At 45.0% G+C, this 19,161-nt stretch carries 20 protein-coding genes; 9 read left to right on the top strand and 11 right to left on the bottom strand.

Translation table 11 applies throughout. The features are described 5' to 3' along the window. Window positions 1–44: 44 nt before the first annotated feature. Together rlmF and NL643_RS05215 are read right to left on the bottom strand one after the other, a co-directional pair. A complete protein-coding gene (gene rlmF, locus NL643_RS05210) occupies window positions 45–1,172 on the bottom strand; it encodes a 23S rRNA (adenine(1618)-N(6))-methyltransferase RlmF (protein WP_253644043.1) in 1,128 nt (375 codons plus the stop codon). Beyond that, complete coding sequence (locus NL643_RS05215; RefSeq protein ID WP_047008672.1) at window positions 1,159–1,674, bottom strand: M48 family metallopeptidase; 516 nt, start codon at window positions 1,672–1,674, stop codon at window positions 1,159–1,161. The genes rlmF and NL643_RS05215 overlap by 14 nt, the downstream gene beginning before the upstream one ends. Before the next feature lie 138 nt (window positions 1,675–1,812). Here NL643_RS05215 and NL643_RS05220 point away from each other — a divergent pair, with 138 nt between their 5' ends. Then, window positions 1,813–2,043: a glutaredoxin family protein gene (locus NL643_RS05220; RefSeq protein ID WP_005377871.1), complete on the top strand. Its 231-nt coding sequence runs from the start codon at window positions 1,813–1,815 to the stop codon at window positions 2,041–2,043. Window positions 2,044–2,070: 27 nt separating this feature from the next. On the opposite strand, the gene NL643_RS05225 is transcribed toward NL643_RS05220, so the two are convergent. Continuing rightward, a complete protein-coding gene (locus tag NL643_RS05225) occupies window positions 2,071–2,940 on the bottom strand; it encodes a LysR family transcriptional regulator (RefSeq protein WP_054866061.1) in 870 nt (289 codons plus the stop codon). Between the two features lie 106 nt (window positions 2,941–3,046). Between NL643_RS05225 and NL643_RS05230 the strand changes: the two genes are divergently transcribed. The 3 genes from NL643_RS05230 (at window position 3,047) to NL643_RS05240 (ending at window position 5,618) form a co-directional block, all read left to right on the top strand. Beyond that, the gene (locus NL643_RS05230) at window positions 3,047–4,270 is read left to right on the top strand and encodes an MFS transporter (protein WP_085343191.1); all 1,224 of its coding nucleotides are present in this window, start codon (window positions 3,047–3,049) and stop codon (window positions 4,268–4,270) included. Window positions 4,271–4,359: 89 nt separating this feature from the next. Further along, window positions 4,360–4,932 carry a DUF1415 domain-containing protein gene (locus NL643_RS05235; protein ID WP_054867352.1) on the top strand — a complete coding sequence of 191 codons (573 nt, stop codon included), beginning with the start codon at window positions 4,360–4,362 and terminating at the stop codon, window positions 4,930–4,932. Window positions 4,933–5,042: 110 nt separating this feature from the next. After that, window positions 5,043–5,618, top strand: a complete 576-nt coding sequence (locus NL643_RS05240; RefSeq protein ID WP_005397767.1) for a nucleoside triphosphate pyrophosphohydrolase family protein — start codon at window positions 5,043–5,045, stop codon at window positions 5,616–5,618. 69 nt (window positions 5,619–5,687) lie between these two features. On the opposite strand, the gene btuD is transcribed toward NL643_RS05240, so the two are convergent. The 8 genes from btuD to cobT all read right to left on the bottom strand — a co-directional run bounded on the left by btuD (window position 5,688) and on the right by cobT (window position 13,753). After that, window positions 5,688–6,455, bottom strand: a complete 768-nt coding sequence (gene btuD, locus NL643_RS05245) for a vitamin B12 ABC transporter ATP-binding protein BtuD (RefSeq protein ID WP_082245220.1) — start codon at window positions 6,453–6,455, stop codon at window positions 5,688–5,690. Further along, entirely contained in the window at window positions 6,442–7,437 is a 996-nt protein-coding gene (btuC, locus tag NL643_RS05250; protein WP_253644044.1) for a vitamin B12 ABC transporter permease BtuC, read from the bottom strand. Before btuC ends, btuD begins: the two co-directional genes overlap by 14 nt. 82 nt (window positions 7,438–7,519) lie before the next feature. Then, window positions 7,520–8,548 (bottom strand): succinylglutamate desuccinylase, encoded by a 1,029-nt coding sequence (locus NL643_RS05255; RefSeq protein ID WP_005377878.1) that lies wholly within the window; start codon window positions 8,546–8,548, stop codon window positions 7,520–7,522. 274 nt (window positions 8,549–8,822) lie between these two features. Next, complete coding sequence (locus tag NL643_RS05260) at window positions 8,823–10,619, bottom strand: M3 family oligoendopeptidase (protein WP_253644045.1); 1,797 nt, start codon at window positions 10,617–10,619, stop codon at window positions 8,823–8,825. A 128-nt stretch (window positions 10,620–10,747) separates the two neighbouring features. Further along, a complete protein-coding gene (gene cobC / locus NL643_RS05265; protein WP_167426668.1) occupies window positions 10,748–11,362 on the bottom strand; it encodes an alpha-ribazole phosphatase family protein in 615 nt (204 codons plus the stop codon). 11 nt (window positions 11,363–11,373) lie between these two features. Beyond that, window positions 11,374–11,907: a bifunctional adenosylcobinamide kinase/adenosylcobinamide-phosphate guanylyltransferase gene (gene cobU, locus NL643_RS05270; RefSeq protein WP_253644046.1), complete on the bottom strand. Its 534-nt coding sequence runs from the start codon at window positions 11,905–11,907 to the stop codon at window positions 11,374–11,376. Then, a complete protein-coding gene (locus NL643_RS05275; protein WP_124008766.1) occupies window positions 11,904–12,710 on the bottom strand; it encodes an adenosylcobinamide-GDP ribazoletransferase in 807 nt (268 codons plus the stop codon). Before NL643_RS05275 ends, cobU begins: the two co-directional genes overlap by 4 nt. Then, window positions 12,710–13,753, bottom strand: a complete 1,044-nt coding sequence (gene cobT, locus NL643_RS05280; protein ID WP_253644047.1) for a nicotinate-nucleotide--dimethylbenzimidazole phosphoribosyltransferase — start codon at window positions 13,751–13,753, stop codon at window positions 12,710–12,712. The genes NL643_RS05275 and cobT overlap by 1 nt, the downstream gene beginning before the upstream one ends. Window positions 13,754–14,000: 247 nt before the next feature. Between cobT and NL643_RS05285 the strand changes: the two genes are divergently transcribed. From NL643_RS05285 to NL643_RS05305, 5 genes are all read left to right on the top strand, one after another. Continuing rightward, window positions 14,001–14,690: an NAD(P)H-binding protein gene (locus tag NL643_RS05285; protein WP_005397784.1), complete on the top strand. Its 690-nt coding sequence runs from the start codon at window positions 14,001–14,003 to the stop codon at window positions 14,688–14,690. Between the two features lie 200 nt (window positions 14,691–14,890). Then, a complete protein-coding gene (locus tag NL643_RS05290; RefSeq protein ID WP_253644048.1) occupies window positions 14,891–16,264 on the top strand; it encodes an L-cystine transporter in 1,374 nt (457 codons plus the stop codon). 157 nt (window positions 16,265–16,421) lie between these two features. Further along, entirely contained in the window at window positions 16,422–17,843 is a 1,422-nt protein-coding gene (gene sbcB / locus NL643_RS05295) for an exodeoxyribonuclease I (protein WP_005397785.1), read from the top strand. A 55-nt stretch (window positions 17,844–17,898) separates the two neighbouring features. Further along, entirely contained in the window at window positions 17,899–18,273 is a 375-nt protein-coding gene (locus tag NL643_RS05300; RefSeq protein WP_005397786.1) for a CidA/LrgA family protein, read from the top strand. A gap of 1 nt (window position 18,274) precedes the next feature. Continuing rightward, the gene (locus tag NL643_RS05305; protein ID WP_005377888.1) at window positions 18,275–18,952 is read left to right on the top strand and encodes an LrgB family protein; all 678 of its coding nucleotides are present in this window, start codon (window positions 18,275–18,277) and stop codon (window positions 18,950–18,952) included. Window positions 18,953–19,161 lie beyond the last annotated feature (209 nt).

The raw sequence follows: 19,161 nt of genomic DNA on the forward strand, positions 1-19,161 counted from the left end.
TCAGCGGGCTTCCTACTTTATTGTTCAGTGTGAAACGGTCAACGTTACTTTAGTTCAATCCATGCTTTGCGCTGTTGCTTATCCATGTATGACCAAGCTACAAAGCGGCTCACTTTCTGCCCTTGACTCATTTCAACCACACGAATGGCTTTCACACCCAATTTTTCAAGCTGCTTGCGCATCGGGCGAACGTTGTCTTTTTTGGATATAAGTGTTGTAAACCACAAGACCTGCGCGGCAAAAGCTTGGCTTTCATTCGCCATTTTTCGGATAAACGCCGCTTCTCCACCTTCACACCACAATTCAGCGTTTTGACCGCCAAAATTCAACGCGGGCTTACTTGTCTTTACTGGTGCGGTTTGAGGTTTTAGCCCTTTCTTACGCTGGTTTGCTTTTAGATTATCGATTTTACGCTGGCTGCCCATAGCGGCATCTTCCGCCGAACGGTGGAATGGCGGATTACATGTCGTCACATCATAACGATCATTCGGTTGAATGATACCTAGATAAATATTGGCATCATTGTGTTGCTGTACCAGTGCAATTTTTCCCGTCAAAACACGATTGTGCTCTACGATCGTTTGAGCCGATTGGATGGATTTTGGATCGACATCGCTGCCCGTATAGTGCCAACCGTATTTTGTTACACCAACAATCGGATAAATACAGTTTGCTCCCACGCCAATGTCCAACGCTTTCACTTTTTGGTGCGCGTACTGACCTTTTACTTCACTATCAAGTAGTTCTGCCACTCGGTGAATGTAATCAGCGCGGCCCGGAATCGGTGGGCAAAGATAGGTGTCGGGAATGTCCCAGAACTCGATACCATAATACGCAGCAAGCAATGCTTTATTGAGCATTTTGACAGCGTTAGAATCAGAGAAGTTTATGGAGTCTTCCCCTTTCGGATTTTTGATAACGAATGGCTTTAACTGTGGTTCACTTTCCACGAGTTTTTTAAAATCGTAACGACCTCGATGAACATTACGCTCATGCAAACCATTCTTCGCTATTTTTATGAACTCGACTTCGCTCTTTCCTGCAGGCTGCGGGGATTTGCGCGCAACTTTGTCTTTAACACGCTTCGGTTTGGCTTTATTCGCGTCTTTATTCTGAGCCGCCTTTGAAGTCTTTGGCTTTGCTTGCTTCGCGTTGTGATTATTGTTCTTCATTCAAATTCGCTTTTAAATCGAGGTAAATCATAAACAAACGAGCATCAAATTCGAGTTGGTGATACTCAGGCTCCATATAGCAACATAGCTGATAGAACGCCTTGTCGTGGTTTTTCTCACGAGTATGCGCCAACTCATGTACCACCAGCATTCTTAATAGTGGCTCGGGCGCATCCTTAAATACATTGGCAATGCGAATCTCGTTTTTCGATTTCAGCTTACCGCCATGGTTTCTACTGATTACACTGTGCAAACCAAGCGCGTTGTTTACCGCGTGAATTTTCTTATCGTAGACAACTTTACTGATTGGCGCGGCTTTCTTCATGTAGCAGTTTTTGATTGCCATGGCGTACTCATAGAGCGCCCTTTCGCTTTTGATTTGGTGCCTATCGGGATAACGCTTTTCGAACCAAGGAACAAACTTGCCACTCGCTATCAATGAGCTCACCTGCTCTACGATGTTTTGTGGGTAGCCTTGAATGTATCGAAGTGACGGATGCATAGAATTAACGTCTGTTATGACAAAATAAAGGCGCTCAATATACCTGAGATAAAGGACAGTTTCACCTTAGCTTTCGCCTTTCATTTATGGTGAAAGGTCGTTAAACTTCGCCTCCCAATGATAATGGAGAGAAACTCAATGAAACGTGTCGTCCTTTACGTCAAAGACAAATGCCCTCACTGCAAAGATGCTCAACGTTATCTGGATTCGAAAAATATTAACTATCGTTTGTGCAATGCTAAGATGCAACGCGGTCGCAAAGAACTTGATGCGCTTGGTGCTCGTTCAGTGCCAGTTTTAAAAATTGGTGATCGGGTAATGATTGGCTGGAACCCAAAGAACTTCGAGAAGATGTACAAAGGCGACTAGTGCTCGAACAATGAATCTGCGCTGCGTTTAAACGTAGCGCTTGATAAAGTCGATAAACGTTCGATCTGCTATTGATAAATACCCCTGCTTGCGCCAAGCAAGTGCCAGATCCAGCGTCACTGGTGGTTCAAACGGCACGCCAACAACGCCTGACTCATGTTGGGTCACCAATTCCAGTAACGCGGTAATCGCAAACTCTTGTTTCACAATACTCAAAATCAAAGGCAGTAAGTTGGTTTCGAATGATGACTTCATGGTAAACCCATGCTCCTCACTCACCTGATCCAAAAATTCACGGTGAAAATAGCCATGCTGAAACATAACCAAATCGTGTTCAAAGAACTCATCAAAAGTAAGAGATTCTCGCTGGGCTAACTCATGCTCAGGTGAAACAACGGCGACCATTTGGCTAGTAAACAAATGGTCAGTTTCTAGGTCATCAGGCACGTTATCACAACTGATCACACCGATATCGAGTTGACCATTAAGCAGCATACGACGAATCGATTGAGTCCCAGCTTCGACCAAGGTCAATTTTAACTCCGGGAACTGGCTCTTAAACGCCATCACAATTCGTGGAAAGAAATAACTGCCCATCATTGATGGCGTCCCGAGTCGTACTTCGCCTTTCGCTAAACCTTTCAACTCATCAATCGCGAGCTGCGCGTCGTGCAACTGTTGAATCACCCGCTTGGCATGTACAAGTAGCGTTTCGCCCTCTTTCGTTAAGCTGATTTTTTTATCATCACGGCGAAATAGGGTAACGCCCAAAGACTGCTCAAACTTTTTGATAGAAATGCTTAATGCGGGCTGGGCAATATGCAGGGCTTTCGCCGCATGGGTAATGTTTCCATGTTCAGCGACCGCCAGAAAATGTTTAAGTTGTTTCGATTCCATTAGATCAAAAATATATGGTGTCCATATTTTTAATATATTTTTTTAATTTACAACGAACTGATAGATTGATCACAGTCTCTCCATTTGCTCACATTAGGCAGGATTCATGGTCAGTTTTGGCACACCGGAATACAAACGCATTACGCTCTCGCTAGCGCTTGGTTCCTTCTTGGTTTTTTCAAATTTATACCTACTACAGCCAATGCTGCCCACTTTTGCCCAAATTTTCACGATCTCAGAAACACAAGTGAACTGGCTATTTGCGGCCTCAACACTGGCTCTCTCTTTTAGCCTCGTCCCAATGGCTGTGTTATCAGAATCAGTGGGACGAAAGCCAGTTATGATGGTCGGCCTGTTTTCGATTCCTACCCTTTCCGCTTTGATGCTGTTTGGTGACTCATTCCTGTTTTTGGTGGTATGTCGAGCACTGATCGGGGTCGCGCTCGCGGCTTTTGCTGCGGTCGCCGTGGCTTACATGGCAGAAGAGCTCGACAAGCACGCTTTCTCGATGGCAATTGGAACGTACATTGCGGCTAACTCATTAGGCGGTATTGCAGGGCGTATTAGCGGCGGCTTATTGGCGGACAATTTCAGTGTTGATGTCGCCATTGAAGTTATGATGGTGTTCACTCTTCTTGGTGTCATTGGTGTTCACTATTTATTGCCAACACAGCGCAACTTCACCCCGTCATCAAGCAGTTTGCGCCATCAAAATCGTGCGCTTATTGGTCATTTTAAAAACCAACGCGTGTGGTTCGCGATGCTGATAGGAGGACTCAACTTTGCTTTGTTCGTCAACCTTTATTCCGTAATGGGTTTCCGTCTGGTGAGTGAACCTCACAATGTACCCGTCGGGTTGGCCTCACTGATCTTTATTTGTTACTTGGGAGGGACTTTCTCCTCTCGTTGTGCAGGCCACTGGAGTAAACGTTATTCATCAATCCTCGGTATGTTCTTAGGCGCGATAGTGAGCATGACGGGGATGTGGATTGCTGCGGTTGAAAGCTTGACTGCAATGCTATTTGGGTTGTTGCTGATAAGTTTTGGTGCCTTCTTTACTCATACCCTCGCCTACGGTTGGGTCGGTCAGAATGCCACTCGCGCCAAAGCCACCGCGACAGCGCTCTACTTAGTACACTACTACGTAGGCGGTAGCTTAGGAGGATTCTTGCTTCTTTATTGTTGGCAGCATGGAGGTTGGTCGAGTGTTCTTATGGGGGGAAGCGCCGTCTACCTAGCGATGTTTGCTGCGATTGCGTATTTGAAACACATTGCCGAAAGAAAGCATACTGACCAAACACCTGACGCTGCGAGTTTAAAGAGTAGCTAAGGTACGCTCATTTGCGTAATACCTCTCTGGTTACTTGGATAACCAACTCTGCTATGCTTGCGCTACTTTAATAAAAACCAGAAAGTCGTATGTCAACGCGTTCAACACAAAACACAGATATCGAAGCGATCACTCAACAGGTCGATCAATGGCTCAACGATGTGGTAATCGGACTCAACCTTTGTCCGTTTGCTGCCAAACCGCAACGTAATAAACAAATCAAAATCTTTGTTAGTGAAGCGACTCAAGAAGAAGCGCTTCTTGAAGATATTTTATTGCAGCTGATTGAGCTGAGTAACACAGAGCCAGAACAACTTGAGACCACGTTGGTTGTGGTTCCCAACATGCTACAAGATTTCTGGGACTACAACTTTTATATCGATTGGGTTGAAGGATTAATTAAGCAGCAAAACTGGGAAGGTGTTTTCCAAGTAGCGACTTTCCATCCAGATTACTGTTTTGGCGGCGCAAGGCCTGAAGACGACGAAAACCTAACCAATCGTTCTCCTTACCCGATCTTCCATTTGATTCGCGAAGAGAGTATGGAAAAGGTACTAAAACACTATCCTGATCCTGAATCCATTCCCGATACGAACATCGCTCGTGTTTCCGCCCTTTCAGAGGAAGAACGTAAAAAGCTGTTTCCTTACCTATTTCGTTAAGCTCCACCATTACCCAAAGGCAGATTTATCACCAGTTAGATGCAATGCCCTTGGGGTTCAAAGTGCGGTTTGGTATCATTGCCGCTTCAATCGATTCAATGGAAATTAGAATGCAACTGTCAAAGCTAACCCAAGAGATTTTTGATCACTTATACCGTGATATCACCGAGTTCCGTAGTACGTTCGACTTACCAGTCGCAGACGCTGCAAGCCTTGATGCACAAGCAGATACACTACACACCTCTTTGGCGATCGAAGAGCTAACAGAGCTAGCAGAAGCAGATTGTAAAACTGAGCAAGCAGATGCCATCGTAGACAGCGTGTATGTATTAATGGGCCGTCTCGTTCATCTTGGCCACAGCAAAGTAGAAGACAACCTAGCGATCAGCTACTTAATTGATCTTCTATTAAACGTTGCAGTAAACCGTGGTATCGAATTTATTCCTTGCTGGGATGAAGTACACTCAAGCAACATGAGCAAAGTATGCCGTAACGAGCAAGAGTACTCAGAAACAGAAGCATTCTACGCGGAACAAGGCATCAAGTTGATGGCGGTGCAGAAAGGTGAATACATTATCGCGAAATGCGCCGAAGATTTCGTATCGGAAGGTAAAACCATTCGTAAAGGTAAAGTACTCAAATCTGTTTACTACCGCCCAGCAGATCTAAAACCGCTAACTCAGTAAGCGTTGAGTGTGGCTATCTCGATTAAAAAAACGACCTCAAGAAGGTCGTTTTTTATTGTCCCTTAAATACTAATCAAAGATTAAATAAGGTTGCTCATCTACGATGACCTTTTTGACTTGAGTATTGAACACTTCCCCGAGCGCTTCTTCCGTTAGCACAGTATCGGCATTTCCTGATGAGTGCAGCACACCGTTGTTAAGCAGCAATACTTTATCTGCGTGCTTTAATGTGCGATTGAGATCGTGATTAGCAACCAATACTCCAATTCCCTGCGCCGCCATAGCGTTAATCAATTGATAGAGCAGACCCTCTTGCGCAATATCTAACGGTGCTGCTGGCTCATCCAAAATTAAAAACTGCGAAAAAGGATTAATGGTACGCCACACCTGCAAACATACACCTGCTAATCGGACACGCTGCCACTCACCACCGGATAATGTTTGAATACTGCGATGAAGCTTATCTTGCAGTTGTACCAGCTCCACCACCATATTGACGGCATCACGCACTTTGATATCCGCAATCTCAGCACCACTTGGCAGAGATAAAGCGAGATACTGAAACACATCAACATTAAACGCTGGGCGCGATTGCTGACACAAATAACCTCGAACATGAGCTTGCTCTGACAACGGTAAAGTAAGCAAGTTTTTGTTGCCAACGTACACTTCACCACTCATACCCTCTCGGTGACTTAACGTACCAGAAATCGCAGCCAATAAAGTACTCTTACCGGAACCATTAGGCCCAACGACATGTACGATTTCGCCAGCTTTGCACTCAAAAGAAAGAGGCAATAATCGACTACCAACCGACATATGTTTAACGTGCATCATGACTCTTCACCAGCATCCAGATGAAAATAGGTGCGCCAATCGATGTTGTCATGACACCCAAAGGTAACTCTGCGGAGTCCAATAACAGTCTTGCGCCGATGTCAGCAAATACAAGCAACGCAGCACCAGATATTGCAGAAAGTGGCAATAAATAACGGTTTTCCGTACCAAAAGCCAAACGCAACAAGTGCGGCACCACCAAACCAACAAAACTGATGATGCCACCCAAAGCGACTGAACTACCCACCAAAACAGAAATGGCGAGGATCAATTTCCAACGCATTTGATGCACGTCGACACCCAATTGGGTCGCATGAATCTCACCCAGCATCAATTTATCAAGCGACTTGCCTTTACAACATAACCAGATAAGCACCGGTAACATCACCAAAGTAACGGTATGTTGATACCAACTTGCACCGCCAATACTGCCCATTAACCAATACATCAGTTGGCGTAAACTGAGATCATCACTAAAGTAAAATGCCCACGTCACAATCGCGCTCGATAAAATACCCAATGCGACCCCAACCAAAAGCAATCGAGCCGTCGTCAGGTGCATTGCCCTTGCTATCGCCACCAAAACAAACGTGAATAACATCGAGCCTGCAACCGCTGCCAACATAAAAACAATCGGGGTAGGAAGAACAGGTGACGCGAACATGATTAAGACCATTGCTAAGCTTGCACCACCAGATATACCGAGTACGCCTGGTTCAGCCAACACGTTCCCAAGCAACACTTGTAACGTCGCGCCAGATACCGCTAACGCAGCACCAATAATTGCCGCAGACACCAACCTCGGTAAACGCAAGTCCACCAGTAGCTTATGTTCAAATGCAGATAAAGATTGAAAAGGAGAAAGGAAAATTTCTCCGACCATCAAGTGGATGGCAGAGAGTACAGCGAGCACGATCGACATAACCATCAGGTTACGTTGCCAGCGTCGTTCCTTGTTCAGGATAAGTTGTTGAAAATCCATAGCGGCCGATAAAAACAAACGAGGCTTAACCTTACAGTTAAGCCTCGGTAAATTGCAATTAACTTCTCAAAGCAATGTTGGATTAATCGTAAACCAACTCGCCCTCTTCAAAACGGGTTTTCACTTCACAAACCATCAGAGCTGCACGTTGACCTATTGCGACATGGCGGTTCGGGAAGACAATCGCTTCGTTTTCGTTCTTCGCCATTAATGGTTTGTCGCCATCATGACCAAACACTTCGCCGTGAACAAATGAAGTGAAGTTTTCAACATTGTCGTCGAACATAAAGTCAAAGTCTTCGTTCAGGCGAACGATTGTGCGACTTACGCGATATTTAATGCATGGTTTTGGTAGGTGTTCTGGCTTCGTTTCCGCAATCAAATTACGTAAAGACAAATCAAACGCAGTCAATTTATCGAGGTCATTTTCACCAATACGAGCCACACGACCAAGCTCCATTGTCAGAGCCTGCGCACCAAAGTTCTCGGCACTGTACCAGCTAAACGTACTCGATGGTGAGTTTGACAAGAGCACAGCTTCAATGTGTGCACTGTCCAAGAAATCGATTAATGCCTTGCTTCGCACAGGATGACGAGTCTTAGGACTTACTGCAAACGTATAGTGCTTCGAACCTCTAATCGCGCAGTGTAAATCAAGATGCCAGCGTGTTGTCGGGTCGGTATCCTGATAGAAATCGCGAACAAGCAGCTTTAGCGTATCAGCGATGACAAGCTCTTTTGTCTGTTTGTGTTCTTTTTCGTCAAACAGACGGTTGAGGTTTTCTTCAAGGAATCGCGTGTGCGCCAGAGTGGATTCTGGATGAGCGATAATGAACAGACAACGGGTATCGACCGTCTGGAACCCAGATTCTATGTCTTGAATAATGGAATCCACCAGCTCCATCGGTGCGGTTTCATCTCCGTGAACCCCACAAGAGATGATGATGTTCTTCGTATCCTGAGTATAATTCGCAGGGATTACTTCTAATACACCACGCTGATAGAGTTTAAGTTTTACACCGTTAGAAAGCACCTGCTCCGCTGGTGCAACATCGATATGAACATCTAACGTGTCAGTTAAAAACGATTGGCGAAAGAGAGACTTCGTCATGCGTTACTCCTTAATAGCACGGCGGGTATGTTAATAAATTGTACAAAGGATTTTTGTTGCTGCGATCTCACTTATGAGTAGAAATCACTATTTCCCTCGAAAATCCGATACCTTTTCGCGCCAGGCACTCAAATCAAGCATTGAGGCGTTTAATTTTTAAACAATTACAAAGTGTTAGGGCTGTGAACTTTACCACAGCCCTGATTAAGATCATTATGATTTGATCAAATTTTTGTAGCTATAAAGCAGATTATGCATCAACACTGCGAAAAACTTAGCCGCGCTGTGCGAGTAAACGCTCAAACTCATCGACTTTGTCACGCACTAGCTCAACGCTCTGCTGCCAAAACGTTGGTTGAGTTAAATCCATCGATAGATGCTTTTCGACAACATCTTCCGCCATCATGCAGCCAGTATCGCGCAGCAAATTGATGTAATCGGTGTAAAACGCTTCGCCTTTGGTTTCTCGCTGTGCATAAATACCCTTGCTGAATAAGAAACCAAATAGGTATGGGTAGTTATAAAAGCTCACACTATCGATAGAAAAATGTAACTTGCTTGCCCAGAAGTACGGATCCGGCTCGCTCATTACGTCGCCATACCATTCTTTCCAAGTTTCAGACATCAACTCACAGAATTCATCTGCGGTAAACTCTCCATCCTGGCGGCGTTCATAGAACGATTTCTCAAACTCATAGCGGACCGGAATGTTGATCATTAAAGCTAGCGCAGATGACAACTCTTCCCACAACATCTCTAGCTTTTCATCGACGCTCTCCGCTTTCGAAATCAAATGATCACGAACGATGTTTTCTGCAAAAATAGAGGCGGTTTCTGCTAACGTCATTGGATAGTAAGTTTGGCAAAGTGGCAAATCACGAATAACCCAGTTATGGAACGCATGGCCAAGTTCATGTGCAAGAGTCATCAGGTCTGAGCGACTGCCACTCCAAGTCATAAACACAAGTGGTGTTCGCGTTGCTGGCAGTTTGGTGCAGTATGCGCCGAGACGCTTGTTGGCGTTAGGGGCAGCATCAATCCATCCGTTTTGTACCATCAAACGGACAAACTCCGACATCTCAGGGTTTACTGTTTCAAATGCTTCACAAATAACATCAATCGCTTCATCAAAGTCGTAAACCTTCGCTTCACCGCTCAAAGCAGGCATAGCCGCCAGATGATTCCAAGGTTTCATCTCATCCAGACCATGTACTTGCGCCATCAATAAACCTGCTTTCCGACCAATAGCTCGACTGTCTTTGGCGACTGTCATCATCGCATTTAAAGTTTCAGCTTGGATTCGGCTACCATGCAAACTCGGCTCTAGGAAGTGAACTTCACGCTTCGTAGAACGCTTTTTGTTTTCAGTTAAGCGCCATCCTGCTAACGCATTCAAAATCGCAGCGAATGATTCTTGGTGCGTTTGCATTGCATCTTGTACGCCTCGCCACGCGGCTTCTTGACGCTCGAATTCAGAACCATAAAGAATGCTTGCCGCTTGAGAAAACCCAAGCTCTTCACTATTACCATCTGTGTACTCAAGCTTCACTTTCAATGAGCCAGTCAGGTTATCGTATAGGTTACCCCAAGCCGATTTGCCATCCACACTCATCGCAGCCAGTAACTGTTCTTCTGCGTTGCTAAGACGAGTATCCGCCAACTTTCTAGAATTCAAGATAGAAAAAGCTTGCCCACTGATATCAGGATTCTCATGGTCTAACACGCGCAAGATAAACTCTTCGTCGGCATGAGTTAATGTCAAATCAAAGGGACTGAACGCTTGGGAAAGCTCCGAAAAGATGCGGGTCATTTTACCAAGTAACGATTTCGCTTCGGCGTTTGTTGCATCAACAGAAGCATAACAACTCGCAAAATTTGCAACTGTACCCGCTAAACGACTCGCGGCTTCATTGGTCAAAATCGCATTTTGCATGATCTCTACGTTGCAACAATCTGCTGATTGTTTTTTCAAAAGATCAATACATTGTTCCACAAGAGCAATATCGTCTTGAATTCGTGGGTCAGAAAGGTCGTTATAAACGATGGACAAATCCCAACTCGGCGTTGTCATTTCTATATTTCCTTTTTATGTAACTGAGTCAATTTTCGCTTCCTGCATCTAGCAGATGGGCTTCCACTGACATCTTCCGTGACTATGCCCATAAGCAATATCGCTCTGGGCATTTTAATTGTTATAAGTTAACGATTTAAAAGAGGTACGCCAATCGAACGCACCGTGGCGTAAATTTGCTCATCTATGGTAATTGTTATATGCGTGACAGAAGCGTTTCCTATCGACAACGTCGAATACCACTTGGGGTTACGCCAATCTAACTCCAATACATGAGCAAGAATCATACGAATGACGCCACCATGCGTGACGATAAGTAGATTGTCATTGATATCGTTGATGATTTGAGACCAAGCGCGACATATGCGCTCAGAAAATGTGCTTAAGCTCTCAGCATTCGGCAACGTGTGTTGTGCTGGCGATTGCCAAAAAGCATCTAGCTTTTTCCATTGTTCAGTGAGCATATCAAAAGGCACACCATCAAAATCACCAAATGCCATCTCTTGTAAAGATTCATCCGTCATTACTGGTAATAATTGCTGTTCAGCAATTATATTTGCCAGTTCTTGACAACGTGAAAGAGGAGAACAAATCACTCCACCCACACCTCGTCCACTCTCGATCCAAGCCCGAGCAATGCTTTCTTGGTCAGCAGGCGTAACTTTTACATCTGTTTGGCCATGGAGCCCTGGTGGAGCATCTACTTTTCCATGACGCACAAGATAGATATTGAGTGTTTTCATTTTGTTCCATCCTACTCTTTAAGAACCAACGGCAAACCAGCAGCAACAAAGGTAACACGATGGCAAACACTGGCTAGTTTTTGATTCATCCGTCCTGCATTATCCACAAAGTAACGACTAACCGCCCCCAAAGGCACAATGCCCATTCCAACCTCATTAGAGACGAATATTAACGTCGCATCTGAGCCACGTACCACCTGTATAAGCTTTTCAATTTCTGCTTCTAGCTTCTCATTGGAACATTCATCACCTAACTCAAATATCCAATTATTGAGCCACAAGGTTAAACAATCGACCAGTACAACATCGGTGTTAGCGAAATTTGTCAGTAACTCAGATAAATGAAGGGGGCATTCATACTCTTGCCACTCGCCCCCTCGTTGCTTTTGATGATGCGCTATTCGCTCTCGCATTTCTTGGTCAAATGGCAGCGCGGTTGCAACATAATGTAATGAGTATTGAGAAGTGGTCGATAATTGCTTGGCTGTTTTTTCCGCCAAATGCGACTTCCCAGAGCGCGCGCCACCGAGTATCAATTGCTTCATGAGATGTGATAAAACCCAATCATAGTGAGATAAACAAGCAGTTCCGATAGCTGCTGCGCTGCGCCAAGGCAATCCCCCGTGAAGCCGCCAATTCGCTTGATTAACCAACGTTTGAACATCAAACGAAATACCACGAGAACAAGCGATATAAAGATCGCCTGCGTGATACCAAGCACAAGCAATGTTATGCCACCAGTAAACAACAAAGTGGAGACTTCTAGAGAAGACTGGCGACTTGCCAGCGGTTTACTTTTCGACGTATCACTGTCACTGACATAAGGCATGTCATAAATAAGCGTCGCGGCTAGTGCTCGGCTTGCGGTATAAGCGACGACAATGACCAACCAAAACTGCGGCAAGTTAGCCAGTTCACTCCAAAAAACATACTTAGCCAATAACGCCATAATGAGAGTGGCTGCACCATAAGTGCCAATGCGGCTGTCCTTCATAATAGAGAGGCGTCGCTCGACAGTCATGCCACCGCCAATGCCATCCGCCATATCAGTCAAGCCGTCTTCGTGAAATGCCCCTGTTAACAATAAGCTAAACACCATTGTTAATACTATGGCAACCGATTCTGGGAAAAGAATTGAGGTGAGCGAAAATACCAGAGCACAAAGCGCTCCAAGTACGAGACCAACTAACGCGAAATAACGTCCGGCCTGATTCATGCGTTCTTCACTGTATGGCAACGCTTGGGGTACGGGTAAGCGACTAAAAAAACTGATAGCTAATAGAAACAACTCCCACTGGTATCTTAACGATGACGGCGTGACGTTCTCAGAATTATCAGGGACTGACACTATACTGTAACTCCTGCACTCTCAAAGCTCGCCATCTTGTTGTAAAACTGGGCAGCAGCTTTTAACAAGGGTAAGGCAAGAGCGGCTCCGGTTCCCTCCCCTAATCGTAAACCAAGATCGAGTAGAGGTTCTGCTTTTAGGTACTCTAATACAAACTTATGTCCATTTTCTTCGGAGCGGTGGGCAAACAACATGTATTCGCGTGCTTCTTCGTCTAGCAACGTTGCAATATACGCAGCAACCGATACGATAAATCCATCCACTAAAACTGGGGTTTTAAGCCGCTTGGCTTCTAAAAAAGCGCCTACCATTTGTACGATTTCAAAGCCTCCAACCTGTGCGAGAATCACTTTAGTATCAAGACCTCGACATCGGTTTACTCCCTGTGCAACCAGTTTATATTTGCGGCTCAACTGCTGTTGATTGATTCCGGTGCCAACGCCAACACAATAATCAATATCTAATGAACTCAGCGCCGATAACAGTGCGGAAGCCGAACTGGTGTTACCAATGCCCATCTCACCGAACATCAATAGATTTGAGCCAGACAAAATGGTTTGCTCAGCAATCTTCGCACCATACTCTAAACCTAGCGCCACTTGTTCTGGGGACATCGCTGATTGTTTAGAAAAATTAGCCGTACCGTTACCCAACCGTTGTTCAACCAAGTTTGGATGAGACTTAAATTCTGGAACCAGCACATCAATAGGTGCCAACATGCCGCAATCTATTACTTTGAGTTGGATGCCATTGATGTCGCAAAAACAGTTGATGGCAGCGCCGCCGGCGAGAAAGTTAGCCACCATTTGCTGAGTGACTTCGCTTGGCGCAATGCTTACGCCCTCCTCTGCAACGCCGTGATCTCCAGCAAATACCAGCATGCTCGGTTTACAGATAGCGATGGAATCAACTGGCTGAGGTTTATCCTGACTTTGAATAAGAGCTAGCTGTAGTGCCACCTTTTCCAATAAGCCTAAAGAACCGACGGGTTTGGTTTTGTTATCTATGCGCGCTTGTATCTCCGCTGCAAAAGAGTCATCCATTTTTTACGTTCCTTTGATGTTGTCTGGGTGAGAGGTGTTCCATTGATTAAGAAATCTTGCTCAGCCCCAGTTTTGAGCGTCCACTATTGTATACCCTTGCATCCGCTTGGGGCAGCGCTAATCAGATTTCTGTTAGGAAAGTCTACTGAGTTCGCAGAGCGTCTCACCTTTCGAGCATTCGATTATAAGTAACTCCTTGAAATCCGCTACAATAGCTTAGGCTATATTCCCATATAGGAGAAAGGACATGGATAACAACACCTGCGCCATCATCGCTGGGGCGACTGGCTTAGTCGGTTCAAAAGTCATTACAAACCTCATAAATCAATCAGGTGTTGGTACCTTATATTATCTTTCTCGCCGCCCACTCGATGGCGTCCTAGATGCGGACAATAAGCTTGTTCCTCTCATTGATGCCGACCTCTCTATCCACCAATGGGATGATAACCAACCAACACCGACCATCGGCTTTATCTGTTTAGGCACAACTCTTAAGCAAGCAGGCAGTAAGGATAATTTACGTAGAGTAGATGTTGATCTGGTGTGTAAAGTCGCCCAACAGATGAAAACGATCGGAGTCAAACGCCTTGCGGTTGTTTCTAGCCTTGGTGCAAATAGTAAATCACCATCCCATTACTTAGCCTGTAAAGGACAAATGGAACAAAGAATCGAAGCTATGGGTTTTGAGGAAATCGTGTTTGTTCGCCCAGGCCCGCTTGTTGGTCAACGTCAAAGCCCAAGAACGGACGAGAAGTTAGTGCAAACTCTGTTTAAGGTAATTCGCCCATTCATGCTTGGCAAACTGTCCAACTTTTTACCTATTCGAGCGGAAGATGTCGCCAAAGCGATGATTTATCAACTTTTCAGTTATCAAGAAGACTCGGTGGTTTACTTACAAAGGCAAGAAATGCGTGACTTACTGCATCACTACGAATAACCATTTTGTACATTTAACGTGCTAATTCACACTCTCACGCGACTTAGATCTCGTTTTTATATTCATTTTAGATCTAGCTAATACCCGTTTGTCATTTTTAAAGTTATATCGCGAGCGTTATCTTACGCCCCATAAACAAATCCGTATAAAACCCCGTATAAAAAACAACCGCCATTTCGGCAGGTTGATAAGGTCAGATTATGAATTTTGCAGTGATAGCCTCTCTAGCCGTCTTTGTTGGCATATTGTTCTTTCTTTTTAACCAACAACAAAAGAAACACACACTTTCTCGTCTCGTTTTAATCGGTCTTGTTACTGGTTCTCTTTTTGGTCTTGCTTTGCAACTCATTCACGGTGAAGGCAACAGCGCAATTGCTCAAACACTTGAATGGGTAGGCATTGTAGGCAGTGGCTACGTTGGTCTACTGAAAATGGTCATCATGCCACTAGTATTGGTATCGATGATCTCTGCAGTTGTTAAATTGGAGAAAGGTGGATCATTAGGTAAAATTTCTGGCCTGACCATCTCTGTTCTTCTAGTAACGACTGCAATTGCTGCACTTATCGGTATCTTGGTGACAACAACATTTGGCCTGTCAGCAGAAGGGTTAACTGAAGGTGCTCGTGAAACCGCTCGTATCGCCGTTTTAGAAAGCCGTGCTGGTACAGTAAGTGACCTGACTATTCCTCAAATGCTAGTTAGCTTCATTCCAACCAACCCATTTTCTGATCTAACAGGTGCTCGCTCGACCTCAATTATCGCTGTCGTTATCTTCGGTGTATTAACCGGTATCGCCGCTCGTAAGGTGATGATGGAAAAAGCAGAGTTGGAATCACCGATTCGTACTTTCGTAGAAGCAGCTCAATCAATCGTTATGCGATTAGTGAAGATGATCATGGCGTTAACGCCATACGGCATCGCAGCACTGATGGCAAAAGTGGTAGCGACATCAAGCGCAGGCGACATCCTAAACCTACTTGGCTTTATTGTTGCGTCTTATGTTGCTATCGCTCTGATGTTTGTTGTTCACGGCGTATTAGTCTCGTTTGTCGGCGTTAGCCCTGCGGAATATTTTAAGAAAATCTGGCCTGTACTGACCTTCGCGTTTACATCTCGTAGCTCAGCAGCAACGATCCCACTAAACGTAGAAGCGCAAATCACTAAGCTTAACGTTCCACCAGCGATTGCAAACCTATCAGCATCGTTTGGTGCCACTATCGGCCAAAACGGCTGTGCGGGTATCTATCCTGCAATGCTGGCAGTGATGGTAGCTCCGACAATGGGTATCAACCCTCTGGATCTGCACTTTATCCTGTCATTGATTGCGATTATCACCATCAGCTCATTTGGTATTGCAGGTGTAGGCGGCGGTGCAACGTTTGCAGCATTGATTGTTCTTCCTGCAATGGGCTTGCCTGTGACCATCGCGGCGCTGCTTATCTCTATTGAACCATTGATCGATATGGCACGTACCGCACTGAACGTTTCAGGCTCAATGACTGCGGGTACAATTGCTAGCCGAGTGCTGAAGTCACCAGAAAGTGAAGCAACATTGGAAGAAACACGAGCATAGAACTCAAATTCCTTCCAAAGCGATAAAACGTAAAATATCAAGCCGATGGTTCGCCATCGGCTTTTTTCATTTTCAAAAATTCAACTTGCATCTTTCGTTGCTAGTCAAGGCGTTGAATGGTCTAATACTGTCATCGGTTTTGTAAACGGTAAGCAGAATGCACCAAGATAATCAGCCCACTTTTTTCTTCTTTGATTATGAGACATGGGGAACAAACCCCGCGAAAGATCGCCCAAGCCAGTTCGCTGGTGTTCGTACAGATGAAAACTTTAATATCATCGGCGAGCCTTTAGTCATGTACTGCCAGCCACCTGCTGATTATCTTCCGTCTCCTGAAGCTGCGCTTATTACTGGTATTACTCCGCAAAAAACGGTTCAAGAAGGCCTTTCTGAGCCTGAGTTTATCGCTAAGATTCACGCTGAACTCGCGAAACCAAATACCACCAGTTTAGGCTACAACAGCATTCGCTTTGATGACGAAGTGACACGTTATACTTGTTATCGCAACTTTATCGATCCATACGCATGGAGTTGGCAAAACGGTAACTCGCGTTGGGATTTACTCGATGTATTACGCGCGTGCCATGCCCTTCGCCCAGAAGGCGTAGAGTGGCCAGAAAACGAAGATGGCTTCACTAGTTTTAAATTAGAGCACTTGTCTGTTGCTAACGGCATAGAACATAGTAACGCGCACGATGCGATGGCAGACGTGATTGCGACTATCGAAATGGCGAAAAAAGTCAAAGCAGCGCAACCAAAATTGTTTGACTACTTCTTTTCTATGCGCCAAAAGCGCAAGCTCAATGAATTAGTCGACATCGTCAACATGACGCCGTTGATGCACGTTTCAGGCATGCTAGGGCGCGAATGCCAGTACACTAGCTGGATTGTGCCTGTTGCTTGGCATCCAACCAATAACAACGCTGTTATCACTATCGATTTAGCGAAAGACCCTCAACCTATTCTTGAGCTATCCGCAGAAGAGCTACACGAAAGACTCTACACTAAGCGAGAAGATCTTGGTGAATTGCTACCAGTGCCAGTTAAACTAGTTCATTTGAACAAATGCCCTATTCTCGCCCCTGCAAAAACGTTAACGGCTGAAAATGCAGAGTCTATTGGCATTGATCGCCAGCAATGTCTCGCTAATCTCGCTTTGTTGCGCCAGCATCCTGAAATTAGAGAAAAGTTGATTAGCCTCTTTTCAGTCGAGCGTAAATTCGATAAAAGTGATGACGTCGATACGCAACTTTACGACGGATTCTTCTCTCCGGCCGATCGCGCAGCCATGGATATCATTCGAGAAACCGACCCGAACAATCTTGCCGCATTGGACATTGAATTTGATGACAAGCGCATTAAACCTCTATTGTTCCGCTATCGTGCGCGTAACTTCCCAGGCACATTAGACGAGCAAGAACAGAGACGCTGGGCATTACACTGTCGAGAAGTGTTTGAAAGCCAAATTGAAGAGTACATGCTGAATTTAGAAAACTTAGTTCACGAACATGAAAGTGACGAAAAGAAGATTGCGATATTAAAATCCGTGTACCGTTATGTAGAGAGCTTAGCTTCTTAACTCCTCCCAATACAAGCGCACCTTATGGTGTGCTTGTTGTTTATATACTGTCAAAATGATTAAAGAACGATTCTTACAACTGATCCAACTGCTCATTTCAATCTTCCTCATCATGGGGGCGCTTGGCATCGGAATTACCATTCAAAAGTTCACTGGCGTTTCCGTCCCAGGAAGTGTCATCGGTATGCTCGTACTGTTTTTCTCCATGACTCTTGGGCTTGTAAAGGTCGATTGGGTCAAACCGGGCGCCACGCTATTTATCCGCTACATGATTTTGTTGTTCGTTCCTATTAGCGTGGGATTAATGCAACATTTCGATATGTTACTCGCTAATGCCCTCCCTATCATTGCTAGCGCAGTTGGAGGCTCACTCATTGTACTGGTCAGCCTCGCTTGGCTGCTGGACTACTTGCTAAAGGAGAAGCACTGATATGTGGTTAGTTGTTACCATTGCGGTTTTTCTTGTCGCGCGCCAAATCGCAATCAAAGTGAATAATCCTCTAGCAAATCCTTTGCTGATCAGTATTGCAGTGCTCATTCCTTTGCTTACTTACTTAAATGTACCGTTTGAAACGTATTATGCGGATAACGAAGGGATCAGTTTTTTACTTCAACCAGCCGTAGTTGCTCTGGCTTACCCGTTATATGAACAACTACCACAGATTAAAGCAAACTGGCGAATCATCACTTTTGCTTGCACAGTAGGCAGTGTGATGTCGATGATGACAACCACCTTGATCGCAGTCGCTTTCAAAGCGGATATCAGTTTAATCGCGAGTCTAGTGGGTAAATCCGTCACTACGCCAATAGCAATGGAAATTTCGAGTCACCTCGGTGGTGAAGCTGCCGTTGCGGCGATCTTGGTTCTGATTGTTGGTTTATTGGGCGCGATTTTGGCATACCCAATATACAACTTAATTGGAATTAAACACCCGATTGCACGTGGCCTAACAATGGGTACCGTGTCTCATGCCTTAGGCACCGCGACATGTGCAGAGAAACAGCCCATTGATGCCGCGTTCTCATCACTCGCATTGGTTTTATGCGGCATCATCACTTCTATTTTGGCTCCAAGCTTTTTTGCTTTGGCTGTCTGGCTATATCAATAGTTAAGCGCTCTCGGTCTGCCCCTCCTTCCGGCAGGCCGTAGCCTTCCCGTTTCTTCCTTATCCCTTCCAAATTCTGTATTACCTCACCTAACAAGAGACTATGGCGTCAATAGTTAATTTTTGAGGCTATCTGTATCCCACATAACACCATCTCTTAGCATTGAATTTAAGATAACAACCATCTTTCTCATGCAGGCAACAATGGCAAC

This window comes from Vibrio sp. Y42_MX_L11 (assembly GCF_024181785.1).
Lineage (GTDB): Bacteria > Pseudomonadota > Gammaproteobacteria > Enterobacterales > Vibrionaceae > Vibrio > Vibrio diabolicus.

Coding starts and splice junctions, on each gene's coding strand:
- NL643_RS05215 (WP_047008672.1), bottom strand. CDS start 1,674: ATGCATCCGTCACTTCGATACATTCAAGGCTACCCACAAAACATCGTA.
- NL643_RS05240 (WP_005397767.1), top strand. CDS start 5,043: ATGCAACTGTCAAAGCTAACCCAAGAGATTTTTGATCACTTATACCGT.
- cobC (WP_167426668.1), bottom strand. CDS start 11,362: ATGAAAACACTCAATATCTATCTTGTGCGTCATGGAAAAGTAGATGCT.
- cobU (WP_253644046.1), bottom strand. CDS start 11,907: ATGAAGCAATTGATACTCGGTGGCGCGCGCTCTGGGAAGTCGCATTTG.
- NL643_RS05260 (WP_253644045.1), bottom strand. CDS start 10,619: ATGACAACGCCGAGTTGGGATTTGTCCATCGTTTATAACGACCTTTCT.
- NL643_RS05235 (WP_054867352.1), top strand. CDS start 4,360: ATGTCAACGCGTTCAACACAAAACACAGATATCGAAGCGATCACTCAA.
- NL643_RS05285 (WP_005397784.1), top strand. CDS start 14,001: ATGGATAACAACACCTGCGCCATCATCGCTGGGGCGACTGGCTTAGTC.
- NL643_RS05230 (WP_085343191.1), top strand. CDS start 3,047: ATGGTCAGTTTTGGCACACCGGAATACAAACGCATTACGCTCTCGCTA.
- NL643_RS05300 (WP_005397786.1), top strand. CDS start 17,899: ATGATTAAAGAACGATTCTTACAACTGATCCAACTGCTCATTTCAATC.
- NL643_RS05305 (WP_005377888.1), top strand. CDS start 18,275: ATGTGGTTAGTTGTTACCATTGCGGTTTTTCTTGTCGCGCGCCAAATC.
- rlmF (WP_253644043.1), bottom strand. CDS start 1,172: ATGAAGAACAATAATCACAACGCGAAGCAAGCAAAGCCAAAGACTTCA.
- NL643_RS05225 (WP_054866061.1), bottom strand. CDS start 2,940: ATGGAATCGAAACAACTTAAACATTTTCTGGCGGTCGCTGAACATGGA.
- btuC (WP_253644044.1), bottom strand. CDS start 7,437: ATGGATTTTCAACAACTTATCCTGAACAAGGAACGACGCTGGCAACGT.
- NL643_RS05255 (WP_005377878.1), bottom strand. CDS start 8,548: ATGACGAAGTCTCTCTTTCGCCAATCGTTTTTAACTGACACGTTAGAT.
- cobT (WP_253644047.1), bottom strand. CDS start 13,753: ATGGATGACTCTTTTGCAGCGGAGATACAAGCGCGCATAGATAACAAA.
- sbcB (WP_005397785.1), top strand. CDS start 16,422: ATGCACCAAGATAATCAGCCCACTTTTTTCTTCTTTGATTATGAGACA.
- NL643_RS05290 (WP_253644048.1), top strand. CDS start 14,891: ATGAATTTTGCAGTGATAGCCTCTCTAGCCGTCTTTGTTGGCATATTG.
- NL643_RS05220 (WP_005377871.1), top strand. CDS start 1,813: ATGAAACGTGTCGTCCTTTACGTCAAAGACAAATGCCCTCACTGCAAA.
- btuD (WP_082245220.1), bottom strand. CDS start 6,455: ATGATGCACGTTAAACATATGTCGGTTGGTAGTCGATTATTGCCTCTT.